We start from the raw sequence: 17,817 nt of genomic DNA, 5'->3' as shown, positions 1-17,817 counted from the left end.
GGATCGGACCGCCACCGAGGAGGTCAGTTATGCGCGCGACCGAGGGCGACCAGCTGGTGCAGCACGGCAGGATCGTGGGACAGCAGGACAAGGTGGGCGAGATCACCCAGGTTCTGGGCGAGAACGGAACCCCCCCGTACCGGGTCCGCTTCCAGGACGGACACGAGGCACTGATGGCTCCCGGACCCGACTGCACGGTCCGCCACCCCTCAGAGCCCCCTCACTGAATTCGGCGCGGGGCCGCCGCCGACCGGTAGTGGTCGGCGACCACCCGGGCCATCGCCCCGTTGGGGTCCGCGGCCACCTGCTTCGCCGAGAAGTAGACGTGGCCGCGGACCTCCGGGTAGCCCCGGGCGAACCGCACGTGCTTCGACAGCTCCCCCGGATCGCGCCAGGCGGCGACGGGGCTGTCCTCGTCGCAGCGGTACAGGGCCTCCCCCACGTACAGCTGGACGTCCGTACCCGCGACGGTCCGCGCCCACCAGGGCACGACGTCGGCGTAGTCGGCGGTCTCGTGCCCGATGTGCCAGTAGGCCTGCGGCACGATGTAGTCGATCCAGCCCTCCTTGACCCACTTGCGGGTGTCCGCGTAGAGGTCGTCGTAGGTCCCGAGGCCCGCGCGCGTCGGTGAACCCGTGGGGTCCCGGTCGGAGTTGCGCCAGACGGCGAACGGGCTGATGCCGAAGCGAGCGGCCGGCCGGACCGTGCGCAGCCGCTCGGACATCTCGCGGACCAGGGTGTCGGTGTTGTTGCGGCGCCAGGCGGCACGGGAGCCGAAGGCGCCGCCGTACTCCTCGAAGGCGTCGTCGTCGTCGAAGTACTCGCCCGCCACCGGGTAGGGGTAGAAGTAGTCGTCCCAGTGCACCGCGTCCACCGGGTAGCGGGTCACGGCGTCGAGCATGGCCTCCTGCACGAAGCGCCGTACCTCGGGCACACCCGGGTTGTAGTAGAGCTTGCCGCCGTACTCCACCGTCCAGCCGGAGTTGCGCCGCGCCGGGTGCGTGGGCGCCAGCCGGTCGAGGTCGGTGTGGTTGGCCACGCGGTAGGGGTTGAACCAGGCGTGCAGCTCCAGCCCGCGCGCGTGCGCCTCGGTGACGGCCGTGCCCAGCGGGTCCCAGCCGGGGTCGACCCCCTGCTCCCCGGTCAGCCACTGCGACCAGGGCTCCAGCTTCGAGGGCCAGAACGCGTCCGCGGCCGGCCGGACCTGGAGGATCACCGCGCCGAGGCGCCGCTCCACCGCGGTGTCGAGAAGACCGAGCAGCTCCGTGCGCTGGCGCGCGGCGGAGAGTCCGCTCTCGGAGGGCCAGTCCACGTTCGCCACGGAGGCGATCCACATCCCGCGGAAGTCGACGGCGCCGACCCGGGCGGGCGTCCCGGTCCGCCGCGCCGCCGCCGCGGCCGGGCCGGTCGTGGCAGCCGTGGCGGCGGCGATCACCCCCACGGCTCCGGCGAGTAGCGCCCGTCGACCGATATACGTCATGTGACAGCTCCGTTTCACTGAGTGACAGTGGACGATGTGCGCTCAGCATGCCCGCCCCGGCCCCCCGCCCCGCGCAAGGTCGGGAGTAACGTCGGGGGGCGTGGCGGGCGCCGGAATCGTACGGGGGACCCGCCGACGGATGAGCTGCGAAAGGCACGAAGTGACTGACCTCCCTTCCGACATCACACGGGTCGGCGTAGTGGGCTGTGGCCAGATGGGCGCGGGTATCGCCGAGGTGTGCGCCCGCAGTGGCCTTGAGGTCAAGGTCGCCGAGACCACCGGCGAAGCCCTGGAGATCGGCCGTACCCGGCTGCACAACTCCCTGACCAAGGCCGCCGAACGCGGCAAGATCAGCGAGGAGGAGCGGGACGCCACGCTGGCCCGCCTCACCTTCACCACCGACCTCGGCGAGTTCGCCGACCGTGACCTCGTCATCGAGGCGGTCGTCGAGAACGAGCAGGTCAAGACGGAGATCTTCCAGGTCCTCGACCAGGTGATCACCCGCCCGGACGCGATCCTGGCCTCCAACACCTCCTCGATCCCGCTGGTCAAGCTGGCCGTCGCGACCTCGCGGCCCGACCAGGTCATCGGCATCCACTTCTTCAACCCGGCGCCGGTGCAGAAGCTCGTGGAGCTGATCCCCGCGCTGACCACGGGCGAGGAGACGGTCAAGCGGGCCGAGGCCCTGGTGCGGAACGTGCTGGGCAAGCACGCGGTCCGCGCCCAGGACCGCTCGGGCTTCGTCGTCAACGCGCTCCTCGTCCCGTACCTGCTCTCCGCGATCCGGATGTTCGAGTCCGGCATCGCGAGCCGCGAGGACATCGACAACGGCATGGAGCTGGGCTGCGCCCACCCGATGGGCCCGCTCAAGCTGTCCGACCTGATCGGCCTGGACACCATCGCCTCGATCGCCGACTCGATGTACGCCGAGTACAAGGAGCCGCTGTACGCCGCTCCCCCGCTGCTCCAGCGCATGGTCGACGCCGGCCGCCTGGGTCGCAAGACGGGCGCGGGCTTCTACCCGTACGGCTGATCCCTACGGCCGGCCGAGCCGCAGGTGGTGCAGCAGGAGCAGCCCGGCCGCCATGTTGGCGGCCGGGATCTCCCCGCGGGCGATCATGTCCGGCACGAGCCCCAGCGGGACCCACTCCCGGCGCGAGGACTCGAAATCGTCCTCGGGATGGCCGATGTGGGTGGCCCCGTCCGCCCAGTAGAGGTGGTGCCGGGCATCGGTGAGTCCGTTGGCCGGCTCGACGGTCATCAGGTGGTGGAGCGGTCCGGGCCGCCAGCCCGACTCCTCCTCCATCTCGCGGGCCGCCGCGACCGCGATGTCCTCGCCGTCCTCGACCACCCCGGCGGGCAGTTCCCAGCCCCAGCTGTCGGTGATGAAGCGGTGCCGCCAGAGCAGCAGCACCTCGTTGGCCTCGTTGACGGCCGTGGCGACGGCGACCGGACGCAGCCGGATCACGAAGTGGTCCAGGTGCCGGCCGTCGGGAAGTTCCACATCGGCGAGATTCACATCGAACCAACGGTTCTTGTACACAGTCTGCTCACTCAGGTTCATCCACTGCACGGCAGTGCCACCTTCCTTTCGAGTAGGTGGCAAACATGGCAGCAGCTGACCCGTCACAGCGGAACGCGCAGCGCCCCGTCGATGAGCCTCGCGGTCTCCTCCGCGCCCGTACAACCGCTGGTCAGAAGCTGTTCGCGGACCGTCCGCAGCCGGTCGCGCAGCCGCAGCGACTCCATGCCCTTGGCCCGCTCGGCCATCTCGGCGGCGGACGCCGCCGCCCGGTCCGCCTCTCCCTGACGCAGCTGGATCTCGCACAGCATCGCCAGCCGGTGCACCCGGCCGCGGTCGTGCGCGGGGGTGCCGACGGCGGCGGTCGCCTGGACCCCAGCCGCCTCCAGATCGCCCAGACTGAGCAGTGCCTCGGCGACCTGGACGTTGACCAGACCCGGCTGGACATAGCCGGTCTCGTCCGGTTCGCTGCCCGGGCGGATCCGCTCGGCGGCCGCCTCCGCCTTGCGGATGCAGGCCAGCGCGGCCCGGGTGTCGCCGAGTTGCGCGTACGCCTTGGCCTGCATGGCGTACAGGTCCGCCGTCAGCGCCGGGGTGGTGTGCCGGCCGGCGGCGCGCAGTGCGGCCTCGGCGAAGGCAACGGCCTGGCGGTACTCCCGCAGGTGCAGGGACTGGTTGACGATCAGCGCGACGACGTACGCCCCGAGCCCGCGGTCCCCGCTCGCCTTGGCCAGGCGCAGGGCCTGGTGGAAGTAGCGCTGGGCCAGCCCGTGGGCGTCCGAGTCGTACGCGCAGATGCCCGCCACCGCCACCAGGGACCCGGTGGCCCGGTGCAGGCGGCGGCCGAGGTCGTCGGAGTACCTTCCGCGCAGCATGGGCGCGGTCTCACTGCCAAGGAAGCGGACGATCCGGTCCCGCGTGGCCAGTCCGCCGGCCCGGCGGTACATCAGCTCGTAGTGGGCGCGGGCGGACTTCAGGATCTCGATGTGCTCGGGCCCGATCGGGTTCGATCCCTCACGGGAGACGTCGGCGTCCTCGGGCGGATTCTCCCACTCCCACACCGGGATGACGGCGGGCGTCCCGGTGACCGCCTCGGCGGCGAGCAGCTGGGGCCGGGCCTGGCCGTCGGAGCGCCACAGGGCGGCGGCCCGGTCCACGAAACCGCTGAGCGGAGAGGCGTGCAGCGGGACGGGCCGGTCGGCCGCGCCGAGCCCGATGTCGTCCAGTCCGAGGGGCCGCCGCAGCCGGCCGCCGAGCACCTCGCAGATCAGGTCGGGCACCTGGCCCCGGGGCCGCTGGCCCTTCAGCCACCGCGTCACGGCGGTGTGTTCGTAGCGCAGGGCGAGTCCGCGGGTGCGGCCTGCCTGGTTCACGTAGGCGGCGAGTCCGGCGTGGGACATGCCCGCCTCGGCGAGGAGGGCGTCGAGCAGGACATTGGGCTGCATGGGCCGCTCCTGGGGCTCGTCCGTCTCAGGCTAGTGGGTGCGCGGTTCACACGGGGTGTGAACCGAGAACGCGCATAAATGCGACGCGCACTCTGCCGCAAGGACCCCTCGGGGCGCTTCACTGAAGAGCCTCGCCAAGAGGTAGCTCGGGTCGTCGGCTCCCCCTCGTACAGTGCGACGACCCGTCACCGCGCCGCCCGTCCTGCTGTCTGCCCGACACTCCATGGCAGGCGGGCGGCGCGTTCCCGTTCCGCCGGCGCCCGGTTGGTCGCCGCGCCCCGGCAGGGACCGGGCCGAACGCGTGCCGGGCTCATCCACCGGGCCCGGCGCGCGTGGCCTTCGCCCCCCGACTTCTCACCCGAACGAGTGAGGGGCGCATCCGGTGGTCCGGATGCGCCCCTCACTCGTGTGCGAAGCGGTTACGCGCCCCGGAGCACCGCCCCGGTCCGCTCGCCCGCCAGCGCCACCGCCGCGTCGCGCGCGGCCGTGGACTCCTCGGCGGTCAGCGTCCGGTCGGCCGCGCGGAAGCGCAGCGCGTAGGCCAGGGACTTCTTGCCCTCGCCGACCTGCTCACCGGTGAACACGTCGAACAGCCGCAGCGATTCCAGGAGTTCGCCCGCGCCCTTGCGCAGAGCGGCCTCCACCGAGGACGCCGGGACCGACGCGTCGACGATCAGCGCCACGTCCTGGGTCGCCACCGGGAAGGAGGAGATCCGGGGCGCCTGGAGGGCCTCGCCACCGGCCGCCGCGAGGCGGTCCAGGTCGAGCTCCATCGCGCTGGTGCGGGCCGGCAGGCCCATCGCCTTGACCACGCGCGGGTGCAGTTCACCGGCGTGGCCGATGACCTGCTCGACGCCGTCGACGGTGACGACCAGCTCGGCGCAGCGGCCCGGGTGCCAGGGGCCGTACTGGCCCTGGCGGACGACGAGCTCGGTGCCGGCCTCGACGGCGAGCGCACGGGCGGCCTGGACCGCGTCCGCCCAGTCGGCCGGGCGGCCCTTGCCCCACCAGCCGGCCTGCTCGCGCGCACCGGCCAGCACGACCGCGGCGTACCGCGGCTGCGCGGGCAGGGCCGCGTTCAGGGTGGCGATCTCCTCGTCCGTGGGACGCCGGTCGACGGGCAGCCGTACGGCGACACCCGGCCGGGCGGCGGCACGGAAGACCGAACCGGTCTCGAAGAGCGCGAGGTCGTGGCTGCCCCGGCTGTCGTTGCGGCGCAGCGCGCCGAGCAGACCCGGCAGCAGCGTGGTGCGCAGCGCCGGCTCCTCGTCGGAGATCGGGTTGACCAGCTTGACCACCTGACGGGCGATGTCGTGCGCCGGGAGCTGGAGCTGGTCGAAGACGCCCTCACCGATGAACGGGTAGCTGAGCGCCTCGACGTAGCCCGCGCCGGCCAGCGCGCGGCCGACCCGGCGGTGCAGCTGCTGCCGGGCGGTCAGACCGCGGCCGGAGGGCACCTGGGGGAGGGTCGACGGGAGGTTCCCGTAGCCCTCCAGCCGGATGACTTCCTCGGCGAGGTCGTTGGGCTCGGCGAGGTCGGGCCGCCACGACGGGACGGTGACGACGAGCTCGTCCTGGCCGTAGACGTCGCAGCCGATCTCCTGGAGCCGGCGTACGACGGTCTCGCGGCCGTACTCCATGCCCGCGACCCGGTCGGGGTGGTCCGCGCTCATCGCGACGGTGCGCGGGGCACCCGGGGCGAGGAACTGGGTGACACCGGCCTCCGCGGTACCGCCCGCGAGGAGCACGAGCAGGTCGACGGTCCGCTGCGCGGCCGCGGCGGCGGCCTGCGGGTCGACGCCCCGCTCGAAGCGCTTGGAGGCCTCGGAGGAGAGCTTCAGGCGGCGGGCGGTGCGCGAGATCGACACGGAGTCGAAGTGCGCGGCCTCGATGACGACGTCCGTGGTCCCGGTGACCTGTCCGGTCTCGGGGTCGGTGAGGGAGTCGGCGATCTCGGTGTTGGCGCCGCCCATGACACCGGCGAGACCGATCGGCCCGCTGTGGTCGGTGATCACCAGGTCCTCGGCGTCGAGCGTGCGCTTGACCCCGTCGAGGGTGGTGAACTTCTCGCCCTGCTCGGCACGGCGGACACCGATGGTGCCCTCGATGCTGGAGCGGTCGTAGGCGTGCAGCGGCTGGCCGAGCTCCAGCATCACGTAGTTGGTGACGTCCACGGCGAGCGAGATCGGGCGCATGCCCGCCTTCTGCAGGCGGCGGGTGAGCCAGATCGGCGAGCGCGCGTCGGGGTCGAGACCGGTCACCGTGCGGGCGGTGAACCGGTCGCAGCCGGCCGGGTCATCGACCTTGACCGGGTAGCCGTACGAGTTCGGCGCGGGCACGTCGAGCAGTGCCGGGTCGCGCAGCGGCAGGCCGTACGCGGTCGCCGCCTCGCGGGCGACACCGCGCATGGACATGCAGTAGCCGCGGTCCGGGGTGATGTCGATGTCGAGGACCTCGTCGACGAGCTGGAGCAGCTCGATCGCGTCGGTGCCGACCTCGTGCTCGGGCGGCAGCACGATGATGCCGTGCGTGCCGTCGTCGCCCATGCCCAGCTCGTCGCCGGAGCAGATCATGCCGTGCGAGGTGCGGCCGTAGGTCTTGCGCGAGGCGATCGCGAAGTCGCCCGGCAGGACCGCGCCGGGCAGCACCACGACGACCTTGTCGCCGACGGAGAAGTTCCGGGCACCGCAGACGATCTCCTGCGGCTCACCGGTGCCGTTGGCCTGACCGACGTTGACCGTGCAGAAGCGGATCGGCTTGCGGAAGCCCTCCAGCTCCTCGATGGTCAGCACCTGACCGACGACGAGCGGACCCTTGAGGCCGCCGCCGAGCTGCTCGACGGTCTCGACCTCGAGGCCGGCGTCGACCAGCTTGGCCGCGACGTCGCGACCGGTTTCACCCGCGGGAAGGTCGACGTACTCCCGCAGCCAGGAAAGCGGGACGCGCATCAGATCTCACTCCCGAACGGCCGGGTGAAGCGAACGTCACCCTCGACCATGTCTCGCATGTCTTCGACGTTGTGGCGGAACATCAGCATCCGTTCGATGCCGAACCCGAAGGCGAACCCGCTGTACTTCTCGGGGTCCACACCGCAGGCGATGAGCACCTTGGGGTTGACCATGCCGCAGCCGCCGAGCTCGATCCAGCCCTCGCTGGAGCAGGTACGGCACGGGCGGTCGGGGTTGCCCACCGATTCGCCGCGGCACACGTAGCACTGCATGTCCATCTCGGCGGACGGCTCGGTGAAGGGGAAGAAGTGCGGGCGCAGGCGCGTGGTGGTGCCCTCGCCGAACAGCTCCTGGACCATGTGGTCCATGGTGCCCTTGAGGTCCGCCATGGTCAGGCCCTCGTCCACCGCGAGCAGCTCGACCTGGTGGAAGACCGGGGTGTGCGTCGCGTCGAGCTCGTCGGTGCGGTACACCCGGCCCGGGCAGACGATGTAGACGGGGGGCTTGCGCTCCAGCAGCGAGCGCGCCTGCACCGGGGAGGTGTGGGTGCGCAGCACGACGCCGGACTCGTCGCCCTGGGTGCCCTCGGGCCCCTGGACGAAGAAGGTGTCCTGCATCTGGCGCGCCGGGTGGTCGGGCGTGAAGTTGAGCGCGTCGAAGTTGAACCACTCGGCCTCCACCTCCGGCCCCTCGGCGACCTCGTACCCCATGCCCACGAAGATGTCCGCGATGCGGTCCATCAGCGTGGTCAAGGGGTGCCGGGCGCCGGCGGGGACGCGGTCGTAGGGCAGTGTGACGTCCACGGCCTCCTCGACCAGCACCCGCTCGTCGCGCTCCGCCTCGAGCGCGACCGTGCGGGCCCCGAAGGCCTTGTTCACGGCGCCCCGGGCCTGGCCCACGCGCTTGCCCGCCTCGGCCTTGGCCTGCGGGGGCAGCGCGCCGATCTCGCGGTTGGCGAGCGCCAGGGGCGAGCGGTCGCCCATGTGCGCGGTCTTCGCCTCACGCAGCGCGTCGAGGTCGCCGGCGGACGCGAAGGCGGCGAGCGCCTCGTCCCGCATGCGCTCGATCTCTTCCGGTTTCAGTGCCTCGACCTCGACAGGGTCGTACGACTTGTTCGGTGCCGACATCTCTTCCCGTACTTCCGATGGCTGGCTGGTTGGGTCCCCCGCGCGACGCGCAGGACGCGCTCAGCACAAGGACACAAAGGTGCCAAAGGACGAGTCTAAAGGTCGCTGGGGGTGAAGGAGCCCGTGGGCCACCTGCCGGGACCCTCCGCAGGGCTACTGCGTGAGGTACGCGGGGGCGCTCACGGGCAGGATAAATCGGAACTCGGCGCCGCCGCCGGGGCCGCGGCCGACCGTGATGGTCCCGCCGTGGGCCTCCACGATGCCCTTGACGATGTACAGGCCCAGGCCGGTGCCGCCGCGCTTGCTCCCCCGCCAGAAGCGGGTGAAGACGCGGCCCATCGACTCCTCGGGGATCCCGGGGCCTTCGTCGGTCACGGTGACGGCGGTTCCCTTCTCATGCGGCGACACACCGATGGTGACCGTTCCCTCTCCGTGGCGCACCGCATTTTCCAGGAGGTTGCCGAGGATCTGGTCGATCTTGTCCGGATCGGCCCACAGATCGGGGAGCGGGCGGCTGACGCTCACGAGGAACCGCTCGGGTGCCTGCCCGTTCGCCGTGAGCGCCTGTACGTGGCGGCCTACGGCGGTGGCGATGTCCACCGGCTGCCGCCGCACCTCCAGGCGGCCGGAGTCGATGCGGGAGATGTCGAGCAGTTCGGCGATGAGGCGGGTGACCCGGTTGGCGTCGGCGTCGACCGTCTCCAGCATCAGCCGCTTCTGGTCGTCGGTGAACCGCTCCCACTTGGCGAGCAGGGTGGCGGTGAACCCCTTGACGGAGGTCAGCGGGGAGCGCAGCTCGTGGGCGACGGTGGCGATCAGCTCGGCGTGGCTGCGCTCGGTGCGGCGGCGGGCCTCGGTGCCGCGGAGGGTGACCACGAGACGGCGCAGGGGGCCGGTGGGATGCGTACGGACGTAGCTGGCGGAGACCAGCACCTCGCGGCCGCCCGGGAGCAGTAGGTTCCGCTCGGGCTGTCCACGGCGGGTGGCGAGGCCGCCGTACGGGTCGGTCAGCGCCCACCAGCGGCGGCCTTCGAGGTCCTCCAGCGGGAGCGCGTGGTCGATGCGGGCGCCGAGCGCCTGGCCGGCGGCGAGTGCAGTGATCCGTGCGGCGGCGGCGTTGAAGCAGATCACGCGCCCGGTGTCGTCGGCGATGACGAGCCCGTCGGGCAGCTCGTCCGGATCGAGGCCCGGGCCTTCGCCGGGGGCGGTGGCGACGGCGGGGGGCGGTGCGGCCGATCCGGCCGGTGCCCGGTCGCGGGCGGAGTCCACCGCCTGCGGTGGTACGCCGCGCAGTCCCGCGGCGGCGGCCGCGGCTTCGGGGACGTCCCGGAACCGCTCCTCGGCCGCGTCCGCGGCCCCCGGTGAGCTGTTCGTACCGACGGTCATGTCCCCGTACCCCACATCTCCGAGTAGCGCAGTGGGCCCCCGGGCCGCCACATTACTAGCTGGGGGTCACGGAGCGGCACCCTCCGGGCGCCCGCTGTGCACGGGCGGACGCGTAGAGGCACACGGCGGCGGCCGTTGCGAGGTTCAGACTCTCGGCCTTTCCGTGGATCGGGACCCGTACGACGGCGTCCGCCAGGGCCCTGGTTTCCTCGGGCAGGCCCCAGGCCTCGTTGCCGAAGACCCAGGCCGAGGGGCCGCCCATGGTGCCCGCGTCCAGCTCGGCGTCGAGGTCGTCCTCGCCCGCGCCGTCAGCCGCGAGGATCCGTACGCCTGCCGCCCGGAGTCCCTCGACGGCCTGTTCCACCGGAACGCCGACCGCGACCGGGAGGTGGAAGAGGGAGCCCACGGAGGCCCGTACGGACTTCGGGTTGTAGAGGTCCACGGAGGCGTCGGTCAGCACCACCGCGTCGGCGCCGGCGGCGTCCGCGCAGCGCAGCACCGTACCGGCGTTGCCGGGGTCGCGGACGTGCGCGAGGACGGCGACGAGCTTGGGCTCGGCCTTGAGGATCTCCTCGAAGGGGGAGTCCAGGAAGTGGCAGACGCCGACCAGGCCCTGCGGGGTGACGGTCTGCGAGACCTCGGCGAGCACCTCGTCGGAGGCGTAGTGGACGCGGGCGCCCGCGTCCAGGGCGGCCTCGATGATCCCGGAGTAGCGCTCGGCGGCCTCGACGGTGGCGAACAGCTCGATCAGGGTCGACGCCCCGGTGGGACCGCGGTGCTCGACGGCCTCACGGACGGCCTGCGGGCCCTCGGCGATGAAGCGGCGCTCCTTGGTGCGGAAGTTGCGCCTCGCCAGTCGCCGGGCGGCGGCCACCCGCGGGGAGCGGGGGGAGATCAGCTCGTCGGGGTGACCCAGGTCAGCCATGGTCTCTGCGGTTCTCTCTCGGGGGTGCGGGGCGCGCGGGCGCGGGCGGTACGGAACGCGCGGAGCGCGGGCGGTACGGGCGGTGCGCCCCCACGGTGCGGGAAAAGCACTCGGACCCGCAGGCGAATCGCCTGCGGGTCCGAGGGTGCCGGCTGCTTACGCGGCCGGCCAGGCCTTACGCAGCGGCCTTGGGGGCGTTGACGTCGGCCGGAAGCGCCTTCTGCGCGACCTCGACGAGCGCGGCGAACGCGTTGGCGTCGTTGACGGCCAGCTCCGCGAGGATCTTGCGGTCCACCTCGATGTTGGCGGCCTTCAGACCCTGGATGAGGCGGTTGTACGTCATGCCGTTCTGGCGGGCAGCGGCGTTGATGCGCTGGATCCACAGCTGACGGAAGTCGCCCTTGCGCTTCTTGCGGTCGTTGAAGTTGTAGACCAGCGAGTGGGTGACCTGCTCCTTGGCCTTGCGGTACAGGCGCGAACGCTGACCGCGGTAGCCGGAGGCCGCCTCGAGGATCGCCCGGCGCTTCTTGTGGGCGTTTACTGCCCGCTTGACGCGTGCCACTTTTTAACTCCTTGTAGCGGGGCCGTGGGTGTCTTCACACGGCCCGAATTCGATGGGGTCCCGGTCTTGACGTCCCGCTCCCGAACCGGGAGCGGAGGACGTCACTTGCCGAGAAGCTTCTTGATCTTCGCGGCGTCGCCGGGGGCCATCTCCGCGGTGCCGGTCAGGCGGCGGGTGACACGGGACGACTTGTGCTCGAGCAGGTGGCGCTTGCCGGCGCGCTCACGGAGCACCTTGCCGGAGCCGGTGATCTTGAAGCGCTTCTTGGAACCGCTGTGCGTCTTGTTCTTCGGCATAGCGCCGTTATCTCCTCGTCGGTGGCGCTCCCACCGGTCCGATGCGGGACCGGCTTACGGGAGCGTCATATTGTGTCGGTGATTCCGAGACGGGCTGCCCCGGAATCAGGCCTCGGCGTTCGCCTCGTCGGCCGGCGCCTCGTCGGCAGCGGCCTCGGTGGCCTCGGCAGAGGCGACCTCGGTGGTGTCATCGACCTCGACGGCGGCGTCCTCGGAAGGAGCCTCGTCATCGGTGTGGGCGACACCCTGGCGCTCCGCCTTGCGGGCGGCCTGCGCCTCGCGGGCTTCGGCCATCGCCTCGGTCTTCTTCTTGTGCGGACCGAGAACCATGATCATGTTTCGGCCGTCCTGCTTCGGGTTCGACTCGATGAACCCGAGGTCCTCGACGTCCGAAGCGAGACGCTGCAGCAGTCGGTAGCCGAGTTCCGGCCGGGACTGCTCGCGACCACGGAACATGATCGTGATCTTGACCTTGTCGCCCTGCTTGAGGAACCGAACGACGTGACCCTTCTTGGTGTCATAGTCGTGCGGGTCGATCTTCGGCCGGAGCTTCATTTCCTTGATGACCGTGTGCGCCTGGTTCTTGCGCGCCTCACGGGCCTTCATGGCCGACTCGTACTTGAACTTGCCGTAGTCCATGAGCTTGCAGACCGGCGGGCGTGCGGACGCCGCGACCTCGACCAGGTCGAGGTCGTACTCCTGCGCGAGCTCAAGCGCCTTGGCAAGCGGCACGATGCCGACCTGCTCGCCGCTGGGACCGACAAGCCGTACCTCGGGAACGCGAATCCGGTCGTTGATGCGGGGCTCGGTGCTGATGGATCCTCCTCGGTAGCACCACACGGCTGCCTGGCAGACAGCCGCTGACGTGTATTTCCGTCAGACCGACCGCAGCGGGAGAATGAAAAAAGCCCCGCCGGGCACAGGCAGGGGCTCCAAAAACAACCGGAACACCGTCGCGTGCGAACGCGGGGCGTAAAATCGGGCAGCTTTCCATCGTCCGTACGGAACGATGGATACCGCCTGACCGGTGACCCGCCGCCCCGGAGGGCAGTCAGGTGGGAGAACGGAGCCTCCACTTGTGGGCCGGGCACAGAAGTGTCCGGCCGGTCGAAGTACATACTAGCACCCGCGCCGCAAGCCCGCCGCACGGCATATCGTGGGGCGCATGACTGACGCGACACCCCCCACCGACCCCGCTGCCGACGGCGCCCCCGACTACGACACCATGACCCGCGACATCGCGGACGTGCCCGCCGTCGAGGTGATCACCACGGTGGCCGTGCACCTGCTGAGCGCCGCGGCGGTCAACCTGGGTCTGGACAAGCCGGACTCCGAGCACAAGGACCTCGACGAGGCCCGCAAGCTGATCACGGCCCTGGCCGGCCTGGTCACCGCGAGCGCCACCGAGATCAGCTCCTTCCACGCCGCCCCGCTGCGCGACGGCCTGAAGTCGCTCCAGCTGGCCTTCCGCGAGGCCTCGATCGTGCCGGACGAGCCGGGCCAGGGGCCGGGCGAGAAGTTCACGGGCCCCGTCTTCGGCTGAGCCCGCAACGGCGGACGAGAACGACGGCGACGGCCGGTGCACCCCGAGCGGGGTGCACCGGCCGTCGTCGTGTCCGGGGACCCGCGGAAGCGCGGCAGCGTGGAACCGCGGAAGCGTGGAACCGTCTCCCGGTCAGCGGGCGAACAGGGGCTCGCCGGGCGGAGCCGGAGCGTCCGACGGCAGCAGCGCCAGGTCCAGCCCGCGGACCAGCCGCGCCCGCAGGGTGGTGTCCGCCGCCAGTGCCTCGGCGACGCGACGGGCCGCCCCAGCGGCCTGCGCGCCCTCGGCCAGCACGATCGCCAGGGTGCCGTCGGCGTCCGCGCCGCCCGGGCCGAGGTGGGCGCGCAGGACGGCCGGCTCCGCGGACACGGCGGCCCGTACGGCCTCCCGGACGGCGGGATCGGCCAGCGGGCCCGCGTCGGTGCGGCCCTCGGCGAGCGCGAGCAGCGCGGAGCCGGTCAGCTGGTACGTGACGGGGCCGGCCAGGTCCAGGACCACGGTGTCGGCCTTCTCGTGCGCGGCGGCGGCCAGCGCCTGGTGCAGCGGGACGGCCACCGGCCGGGCCGCCGGGTCCCACAGCGCGAGCGAGGCGATCGAGGTGAAGGCGGGCAGGGCCCGCCGGTCGCCCGCCCGCAGGGTCGGGACGGCCATGTCGCTGGTCTTCTCGCGCTTCAGGCCCGTCTCCGGGTCGGTCTCCACCTCGCCGAGGACGGCGACCACGGGGACCAGCAGGCGGGCGCCCTTCAGTGCCGCCAGCACCTGCGGCTCCTTCGCCCTGTCCTCGGACCAGGCGGCCAGGGCCGCGGTCAGCCGGGGATCGGCCGAGCCGTCGTCGTCGGAGAAGCCCGGGTCGGGAATGTTCTTGTTCGCCATGTTCGCCACAGTTACCCGACCCTACTGTGCCGCGTCCGGCGGTTCCGTCAGGGGCCCGCGGCCGCAGCCCCGGGTGCCCCGCCGCGGGCGTCGCGCCAGTACGGCGGCCAGTACGAGCAGCACCGCCCCCGCGACCGCTGCCGCCGGGGCCCCCAGCCGGGCGCCGCGCTCGTGCGGGCGGACCGGTTCGGGGCCGGGGCCGAAGTACGTGGTGCCGGCCGCGGCGGCCGCGGGCACCGGAGCCTCCGGGCGCATGGCCTCGGCGGCCTGGAGGGCGGCGACGGGGTCGACCAGCCCGTGACCGCGGGCGTCGTCGCGGCCGCCGGCCGGGGAGTCGGCGGCGGTGGCCTCCAGCACCTTCTTGACCTGGGCCGGGGACAGGTCCGGGTTCGCGGCGCGGACGAGGGCCACGGCTCCGGAGACGAAGGCCGCCGCCGCGCTGGTGCCCCAGCCCTCGTAGTAGTCGCGGTCGGGGTCCGCGATGACGACGTCGACGCCGGGGGCGCTGACGGTGGCGTACCAGTTGCTGGTGGAGAACTTGGCCTTCCTGCCACGGCGGTCGACGGCGGTGACGGCGATGACCCCGGGATAGGCGGCCGGGTAGGAGACGCGGTCGCCCGCCTCGCCGCCGTTGCCCGCGGAGGCCACGACGACCACGCCCTTGGCGAGGGCGTACTGGACGGCCTCGTCCTCGCCCGCCTCGTGATGGGCGGAGTCGCTGTCGTCGCCGAGGGACAGGTTGATCACGTCGGCGCCGTGATCGGCGGCCCACCGGATGCCCTCGGCGAGGGCGCCGCCCTTGCTGTCGCGGGCCTTGGCGCGGCCCGGGTCGCCCTCTTCGAGGATGACCCGGACCGGCAGGATCCGTGCCTGCGGGGCGATGCCGAGGACGCCCTGGCCGCGGCTGGGGCCGTGGCCGTGCCCGGCGATGATGCTCGCCATGGCGGTGCCGTGGCGGGCCCAGGCGCGGTCGCCGCGGCCGGCGCCCATGCCGATGAGGTCGGTGCCTTCGAGGACCTGTCCGGTGAGGTCGGGGTGGGAGTCGTCGACGCCGGTGTCGAGGACCGCGACCGTCACTCCGTCGCCCCGGGTGGTGCCCCAGGCCTCTTCGGCGCGGAGCGAGAGCAGGCCCCACTGGCGGTCTCGGATGGTGTCGGCGGCGGCGGGGGTCGCGGTGGCGGGGACGAGGAGGGTCGCGGCGAGCAGGGCGGCGCCCGCCCGCCCGAACGCCCGGCGGTTCATCGGGTGGGCTCCGGGGTGCGTGCGGTGGTCGCGGCGGGCGGTGCGGCGAGGAACGCCATGTTGTGGCCGATGCGGTCGGCGACGGCCCGGGCCTCGTGGCCGAGTCCGGCCCGGGCGGCGGCTCCGGTGGCGTCCTTCTTCATCAGGTCCTCGGCCGGGCGGGGTGCCTCCAGGGGGCGGCCGTCGGCGAAGGCGGAGACGGTGTAGACGACGACGGGGGCCTCGGCGAGTACGGAGGTGGCCCAGGCGGCGCGCTGGGCGTCGGCGAACCCGTACGCGGGCGGGGCGGGGATCCGGCCCTTGAGGGCGTTCATCGTGGGGGCGTCGGCGGGGGTGAAGACCATGCCGACGGTGATCAGGGAGCTGCGGGTGGCGTCGGTGTAGGTGGCGCGGAGCACGCGGGTGCAGCCGGTGGCGGCCAGCAGGGCCCGCCAGTCGGCGGCGAGGGCGGCCGGGCACTCGGCGTCGGGGGCGAGCGCGATCCGGGTCCAGCTGCGGTCGGCGCCGCCGGGGCCGGCGGAGGGGCCGGTCAGGACGGGCGGGAGGAGGCTGTCGACGGGGGCGGCACGCCACAGCGACTCGGCCTTGCGGTAGGCGGCGTCGGCGGGGAGGGGGCGGTTCGCGGCGCGGTGCTCGGCCCAGGTGGTGAGGGTGGCTCCGCCGACGAGGCCGCTGCCGAGGAGGACGCAGAGCACGGCGGCGAGGACCCGCCCGGGTCGGCGGCGCGGGGGCGTGTGCGCGGGCGGGGTCGGTTCGGGCTCGCCCAGGATCGCGGTCCGCGGTGTCGTCGTGGTCATCCGGCGGCTCCGCCCCCCGTTCCGTACGGCTGCCTGCCCGTACTCTACGGCGTCCCGCCGACACCCCCCATCCCCACCACCGATCGAGCCGCACCACCCCGCCCGCCCGGCGGTCCAGCCGCACCACCCCGCCCGCCCGGCGGTCGAGCCGCACCACCCCGCCCGCCCGGCGTTCGAAGCGCACCCCCGGCCCAGCCCCACCGCCGATGGAGGCGCACCACCCCAGCCCCGCCGGCGATTGAGGCGCGGGGCCCGGGGCGGAGCCCCGTTCCACGAGCCGCACCGGCCGACCCGCCGCGCCACCTCCAGCCCCGCCGGCGATTGAGGCGCGGGGGTCCGGGGCAGCGCCTCGGGAAACGGCGAAAGGGCGGGGCGGGGAACCACTACCCACCGGTACAGACCTCTGGCAAGCTGCCGCCCATGAACTCCCCCGCCACCGACCGCGCCCGGTACGACCGGGCGACCGCGCACCTGGACGCGCCGCTGGCCATCGTGGATCTCGAGGCCTTCGACGCCAACGCCGACGACCTCGTCCGCCGCGCCGCCGGCAAGCCGATCCGGGTGGCCAGCAAGTCGGTCCGGTGCCGCGCCCTGCTCGAACGGGTCCTCGCCCGGCCCGGGTTCGCCGGGATCATGTCGTACACCCTCGCCGAGTCGCTCTGGCTGGCCCGCTCCGGCTTCGAGGACGTGCTCCTCGCCTATCCCTCCGCCGACCGCGCCGGATTCGGTGAGCTGGCGAACGACGCCAAGCTCGCCGCCGCCGTCACGGTGATGGTCGACGATCCCGCGCAGCTGGACCTGATCGACGGGGCCCGGGACGGCGGTGCCGAGGAGGTCCGGGTCTGTCTGGAGCTGGACACGGCCCTGCAGTTGCTCGGCGGCCGGGTACGGGTCGGGGCGCGCCGTTCTCCGCTGCGCGAGCCCGCCCAGCTGGCCGGGCTGGCCCGGGCGGTGGCCGCACGTCCCGGATTCCGGGTCGTGGGACTGATGGCGTACGAGGGTCATGTCGCCGGGGTCGGGGACGCGCTGGCCGGCCGCCCGCTGCGGTCCCGGGCCATCCGGCTGATGCAGGGCGCGGCCCGCCGGGAGCTGGCGGCGCGCCGGGCCGAGGTGGTGCGGGCCGTGCGGGCCGTCGTACCGGATCTGCAGTTCGTCAACGGCGGTGGCACCGGCAGCGTGCAGCAGACGGCCGCCGAGGACGCGGTGACCGAGATCGCCGCGGGTTCGGGCCTGTACGTGCCCCGGCTCTTCGACAACTACACGTCGTTCAGCGGGCGTCCGGCGGCCCTGTTCGCCCAGCCCGTCGTCCGCAGGCCCGGGGTGGGGGTGGTGACCGTGCTCGGCGGCGGCTACCCGGCCTCCGGCGCGGCCGGGCCGGACCGGCTGCCGGTTCCGTACCTGCCCCAGGGGCTGCGCTACGACCCCCAGGAGGGCGCGGGCGAGGTGCAGACCCCGCTGCTGGGGAGCCCGGCCGACGACCTGCTGATCGGCGACCGGGTCTGGTTCCGCCATGCGAAGGCGGGCGAGCTGTGCGAGCGGTTCGACACCCTGCACCTCGTCGAGGGCGACCGGGTCACCGACACCGTGCCGACTTACCGGGGAGAGGGCCGGACCTTCCTCTAGGGGCGTCTTGCCGATCAGGCCGGGCTCGCGGCGCCCGGCCTGATCGGC

Annotated in this window: 17 protein-coding genes; 4 read left to right on the top strand and 13 right to left on the bottom strand. The window is 73.0% G+C overall.

Annotated elements, in window-relative coordinates:
* Window positions 1-29 precede the first annotated feature (29 nt).
* Window positions 30-227, top strand: a complete 198-nt coding sequence (locus tag ACGFZK_RS24955) for a DUF1918 domain-containing protein (RefSeq protein ID WP_393851070.1) — start codon at window positions 30-32, stop codon at window positions 225-227.
* On the opposite strand, the gene ACGFZK_RS24950 is transcribed toward ACGFZK_RS24955, so the two are convergent.
* Window positions 221-1,480: a glycoside hydrolase family 10 protein gene (locus tag ACGFZK_RS24950; RefSeq protein ID WP_393851069.1), complete on the bottom strand. Its 1,260-nt coding sequence runs from the start codon at window positions 1,478-1,480 to the stop codon at window positions 221-223. The genes ACGFZK_RS24955 and ACGFZK_RS24950 overlap by 7 nt on opposite strands.
* Before the next feature lie 139 nt (window positions 1,481-1,619).
* Here ACGFZK_RS24950 and ACGFZK_RS24945 point away from each other — a divergent pair, with 139 nt between their 5' ends.
* Window positions 1,620-2,513, top strand: coding sequence for a 3-hydroxybutyryl-CoA dehydrogenase (locus ACGFZK_RS24945; RefSeq protein ID WP_393851068.1), 894 nt, complete (start codon window positions 1,620-1,622; stop codon window positions 2,511-2,513).
* Between the two features lie 3 nt (window positions 2,514-2,516).
* Here ACGFZK_RS24945 and ACGFZK_RS24940 read toward each other — a convergent pair whose 3' ends face one another.
* The 9 genes from ACGFZK_RS24940 to infC all read right to left on the bottom strand — a co-directional run bounded on the left by ACGFZK_RS24940 (window position 2,517) and on the right by infC (window position 12,531).
* Window positions 2,517-3,044, bottom strand: a complete 528-nt coding sequence (locus ACGFZK_RS24940; RefSeq protein ID WP_393851092.1) for an NUDIX hydrolase — start codon at window positions 3,042-3,044, stop codon at window positions 2,517-2,519.
* Between the two features lie 62 nt (window positions 3,045-3,106).
* Window positions 3,107-4,447 carry a transcriptional regulator gene (locus ACGFZK_RS24935; protein WP_393851067.1) on the bottom strand — a complete coding sequence of 447 codons (1,341 nt, stop codon included), beginning with the start codon at window positions 4,445-4,447 and terminating at the stop codon, window positions 3,107-3,109.
* Window positions 4,448-4,866: 419 nt separating this feature from the next.
* Window positions 4,867-7,395, bottom strand: coding sequence for a phenylalanine--tRNA ligase subunit beta (gene pheT / locus ACGFZK_RS24930; RefSeq protein WP_393851066.1), 2,529 nt, complete (start codon window positions 7,393-7,395; stop codon window positions 4,867-4,869).
* On the bottom strand, window positions 7,395-8,522 hold the full coding sequence (gene pheS / locus ACGFZK_RS24925; protein WP_393851065.1) for a phenylalanine--tRNA ligase subunit alpha: 1,128 nt from the start codon (window positions 8,520-8,522) through the stop codon (window positions 7,395-7,397). Before pheS ends, pheT begins: the two co-directional genes overlap by 1 nt.
* A 153-nt stretch (window positions 8,523-8,675) precedes the next feature.
* Window positions 8,676-9,908, bottom strand: coding sequence for a sensor histidine kinase (locus ACGFZK_RS24920; protein ID WP_393851064.1), 1,233 nt, complete (start codon window positions 9,906-9,908; stop codon window positions 8,676-8,678).
* A 55-nt stretch (window positions 9,909-9,963) separates the two neighbouring features.
* A complete protein-coding gene (locus ACGFZK_RS24915) occupies window positions 9,964-10,824 on the bottom strand; it encodes a TrmH family RNA methyltransferase (protein WP_393851091.1) in 861 nt (286 codons plus the stop codon).
* A gap of 184 nt (window positions 10,825-11,008) precedes the next feature.
* Window positions 11,009-11,395: a 50S ribosomal protein L20 gene (rplT, locus tag ACGFZK_RS24910; RefSeq protein WP_007263143.1), complete on the bottom strand. Its 387-nt coding sequence runs from the start codon at window positions 11,393-11,395 to the stop codon at window positions 11,009-11,011.
* 101 nt (window positions 11,396-11,496) lie between these two features.
* Window positions 11,497-11,691 carry a 50S ribosomal protein L35 gene (gene rpmI / locus ACGFZK_RS24905; protein WP_030387121.1) on the bottom strand — a complete coding sequence of 65 codons (195 nt, stop codon included), beginning with the start codon at window positions 11,689-11,691 and terminating at the stop codon, window positions 11,497-11,499.
* A gap of 105 nt (window positions 11,692-11,796) precedes the next feature.
* The gene (gene infC / locus ACGFZK_RS24900) at window positions 11,797-12,531 is read right to left on the bottom strand and encodes a translation initiation factor IF-3 (RefSeq protein WP_030387120.1); all 735 of its coding nucleotides are present in this window, start codon (window positions 12,529-12,531) and stop codon (window positions 11,797-11,799) included.
* Window positions 12,532-12,856: 325 nt separating this feature from the next.
* Here infC and ACGFZK_RS24895 point away from each other — a divergent pair, with 325 nt between their 5' ends.
* On the top strand, window positions 12,857-13,234 hold the full coding sequence (locus ACGFZK_RS24895; protein ID WP_030387119.1) for a DUF1844 domain-containing protein: 378 nt from the start codon (window positions 12,857-12,859) through the stop codon (window positions 13,232-13,234).
* A 132-nt stretch (window positions 13,235-13,366) separates the two neighbouring features.
* On the opposite strand, the gene ACGFZK_RS24890 is transcribed toward ACGFZK_RS24895, so the two are convergent.
* From ACGFZK_RS24890 to ACGFZK_RS24880, 3 genes are read right to left on the bottom strand one after another with little or no spacing between them, the layout of a single operon-like run.
* Entirely contained in the window at window positions 13,367-14,107 is a 741-nt protein-coding gene (locus ACGFZK_RS24890; RefSeq protein ID WP_393851063.1) for an SseB family protein, read from the bottom strand.
* A 21-nt stretch (window positions 14,108-14,128) separates the two neighbouring features.
* Window positions 14,129-15,349, bottom strand: coding sequence for a type VII secretion-associated serine protease mycosin (mycP, locus tag ACGFZK_RS24885; protein ID WP_393851062.1), 1,221 nt, complete (start codon window positions 15,347-15,349; stop codon window positions 14,129-14,131).
* Window positions 15,346-16,146: a hypothetical protein gene (locus tag ACGFZK_RS24880; protein ID WP_393851061.1), complete on the bottom strand. Its 801-nt coding sequence runs from the start codon at window positions 16,144-16,146 to the stop codon at window positions 15,346-15,348. The genes mycP and ACGFZK_RS24880 overlap by 4 nt, the downstream gene beginning before the upstream one ends.
* 420 nt (window positions 16,147-16,566) lie before the next feature.
* Between ACGFZK_RS24880 and ACGFZK_RS24875 the strand changes: the two genes are divergently transcribed.
* Window positions 16,567-17,769 carry an amino acid deaminase/aldolase gene (locus tag ACGFZK_RS24875; protein WP_393851060.1) on the top strand — a complete coding sequence of 401 codons (1,203 nt, stop codon included), beginning with the start codon at window positions 16,567-16,569 and terminating at the stop codon, window positions 17,767-17,769.
* Window positions 17,770-17,817: the final 48 nt, after the last annotated feature.

Source organism: Streptomyces sp. NPDC048257 (assembly GCF_043201855.1).
Classification (GTDB): domain Bacteria; phylum Actinomycetota; class Actinomycetes; order Streptomycetales; family Streptomycetaceae; genus Streptomyces.
The sequence above is the reverse complement of the archived record's forward strand: the minus strand, read 5'-3'. Positions and strand labels throughout refer to the sequence as shown.

What these genes read in the sequence shown, in the direction of transcription:
- ACGFZK_RS24895 (WP_030387119.1), top strand. Translation starts at nt 12,857, where the DNA reads ATGACTGACGCGACACCCCCCACCGACCCCGCTGCCGACGGCGCCCCC.
- ACGFZK_RS24880 (WP_393851061.1), bottom strand. Translation starts at nt 16,146, where the DNA reads ATGACCACGACGACACCGCGGACCGCGATCCTGGGCGAGCCCGAACCG.
- ACGFZK_RS24890 (WP_393851063.1), bottom strand. Translation starts at nt 14,107, where the DNA reads ATGGCGAACAAGAACATTCCCGACCCGGGCTTCTCCGACGACGACGGC.
- pheT (WP_393851066.1), bottom strand. Translation starts at nt 7,395, where the DNA reads ATGCGCGTCCCGCTTTCCTGGCTGCGGGAGTACGTCGACCTTCCCGCG.
- mycP (WP_393851062.1), bottom strand. Translation starts at nt 15,349, where the DNA reads ATGAACCGCCGGGCGTTCGGGCGGGCGGGCGCCGCCCTGCTCGCCGCG.
- ACGFZK_RS24955 (WP_393851070.1), top strand. Translation starts at nt 30, where the DNA reads ATGCGCGCGACCGAGGGCGACCAGCTGGTGCAGCACGGCAGGATCGTG.
- ACGFZK_RS24920 (WP_393851064.1), bottom strand. Translation starts at nt 9,908, where the DNA reads ATGACCGTCGGTACGAACAGCTCACCGGGGGCCGCGGACGCGGCCGAG.
- rpmI (WP_030387121.1), bottom strand. Translation starts at nt 11,691, where the DNA reads ATGCCGAAGAACAAGACGCACAGCGGTTCCAAGAAGCGCTTCAAGATC.
- ACGFZK_RS24945 (WP_393851068.1), top strand. Translation starts at nt 1,620, where the DNA reads ATGAGCTGCGAAAGGCACGAAGTGACTGACCTCCCTTCCGACATCACA.
- ACGFZK_RS24940 (WP_393851092.1), bottom strand. Translation starts at nt 3,044, where the DNA reads ATGAACCTGAGTGAGCAGACTGTGTACAAGAACCGTTGGTTCGATGTG.
- ACGFZK_RS24875 (WP_393851060.1), top strand. Translation starts at nt 16,567, where the DNA reads ATGAACTCCCCCGCCACCGACCGCGCCCGGTACGACCGGGCGACCGCG.
- ACGFZK_RS24935 (WP_393851067.1), bottom strand. Translation starts at nt 4,447, where the DNA reads ATGCAGCCCAATGTCCTGCTCGACGCCCTCCTCGCCGAGGCGGGCATG.
- pheS (WP_393851065.1), bottom strand. Translation starts at nt 8,522, where the DNA reads ATGTCGGCACCGAACAAGTCGTACGACCCTGTCGAGGTCGAGGCACTG.
- ACGFZK_RS24950 (WP_393851069.1), bottom strand. Translation starts at nt 1,480, where the DNA reads ATGACGTATATCGGTCGACGGGCGCTACTCGCCGGAGCCGTGGGGGTG.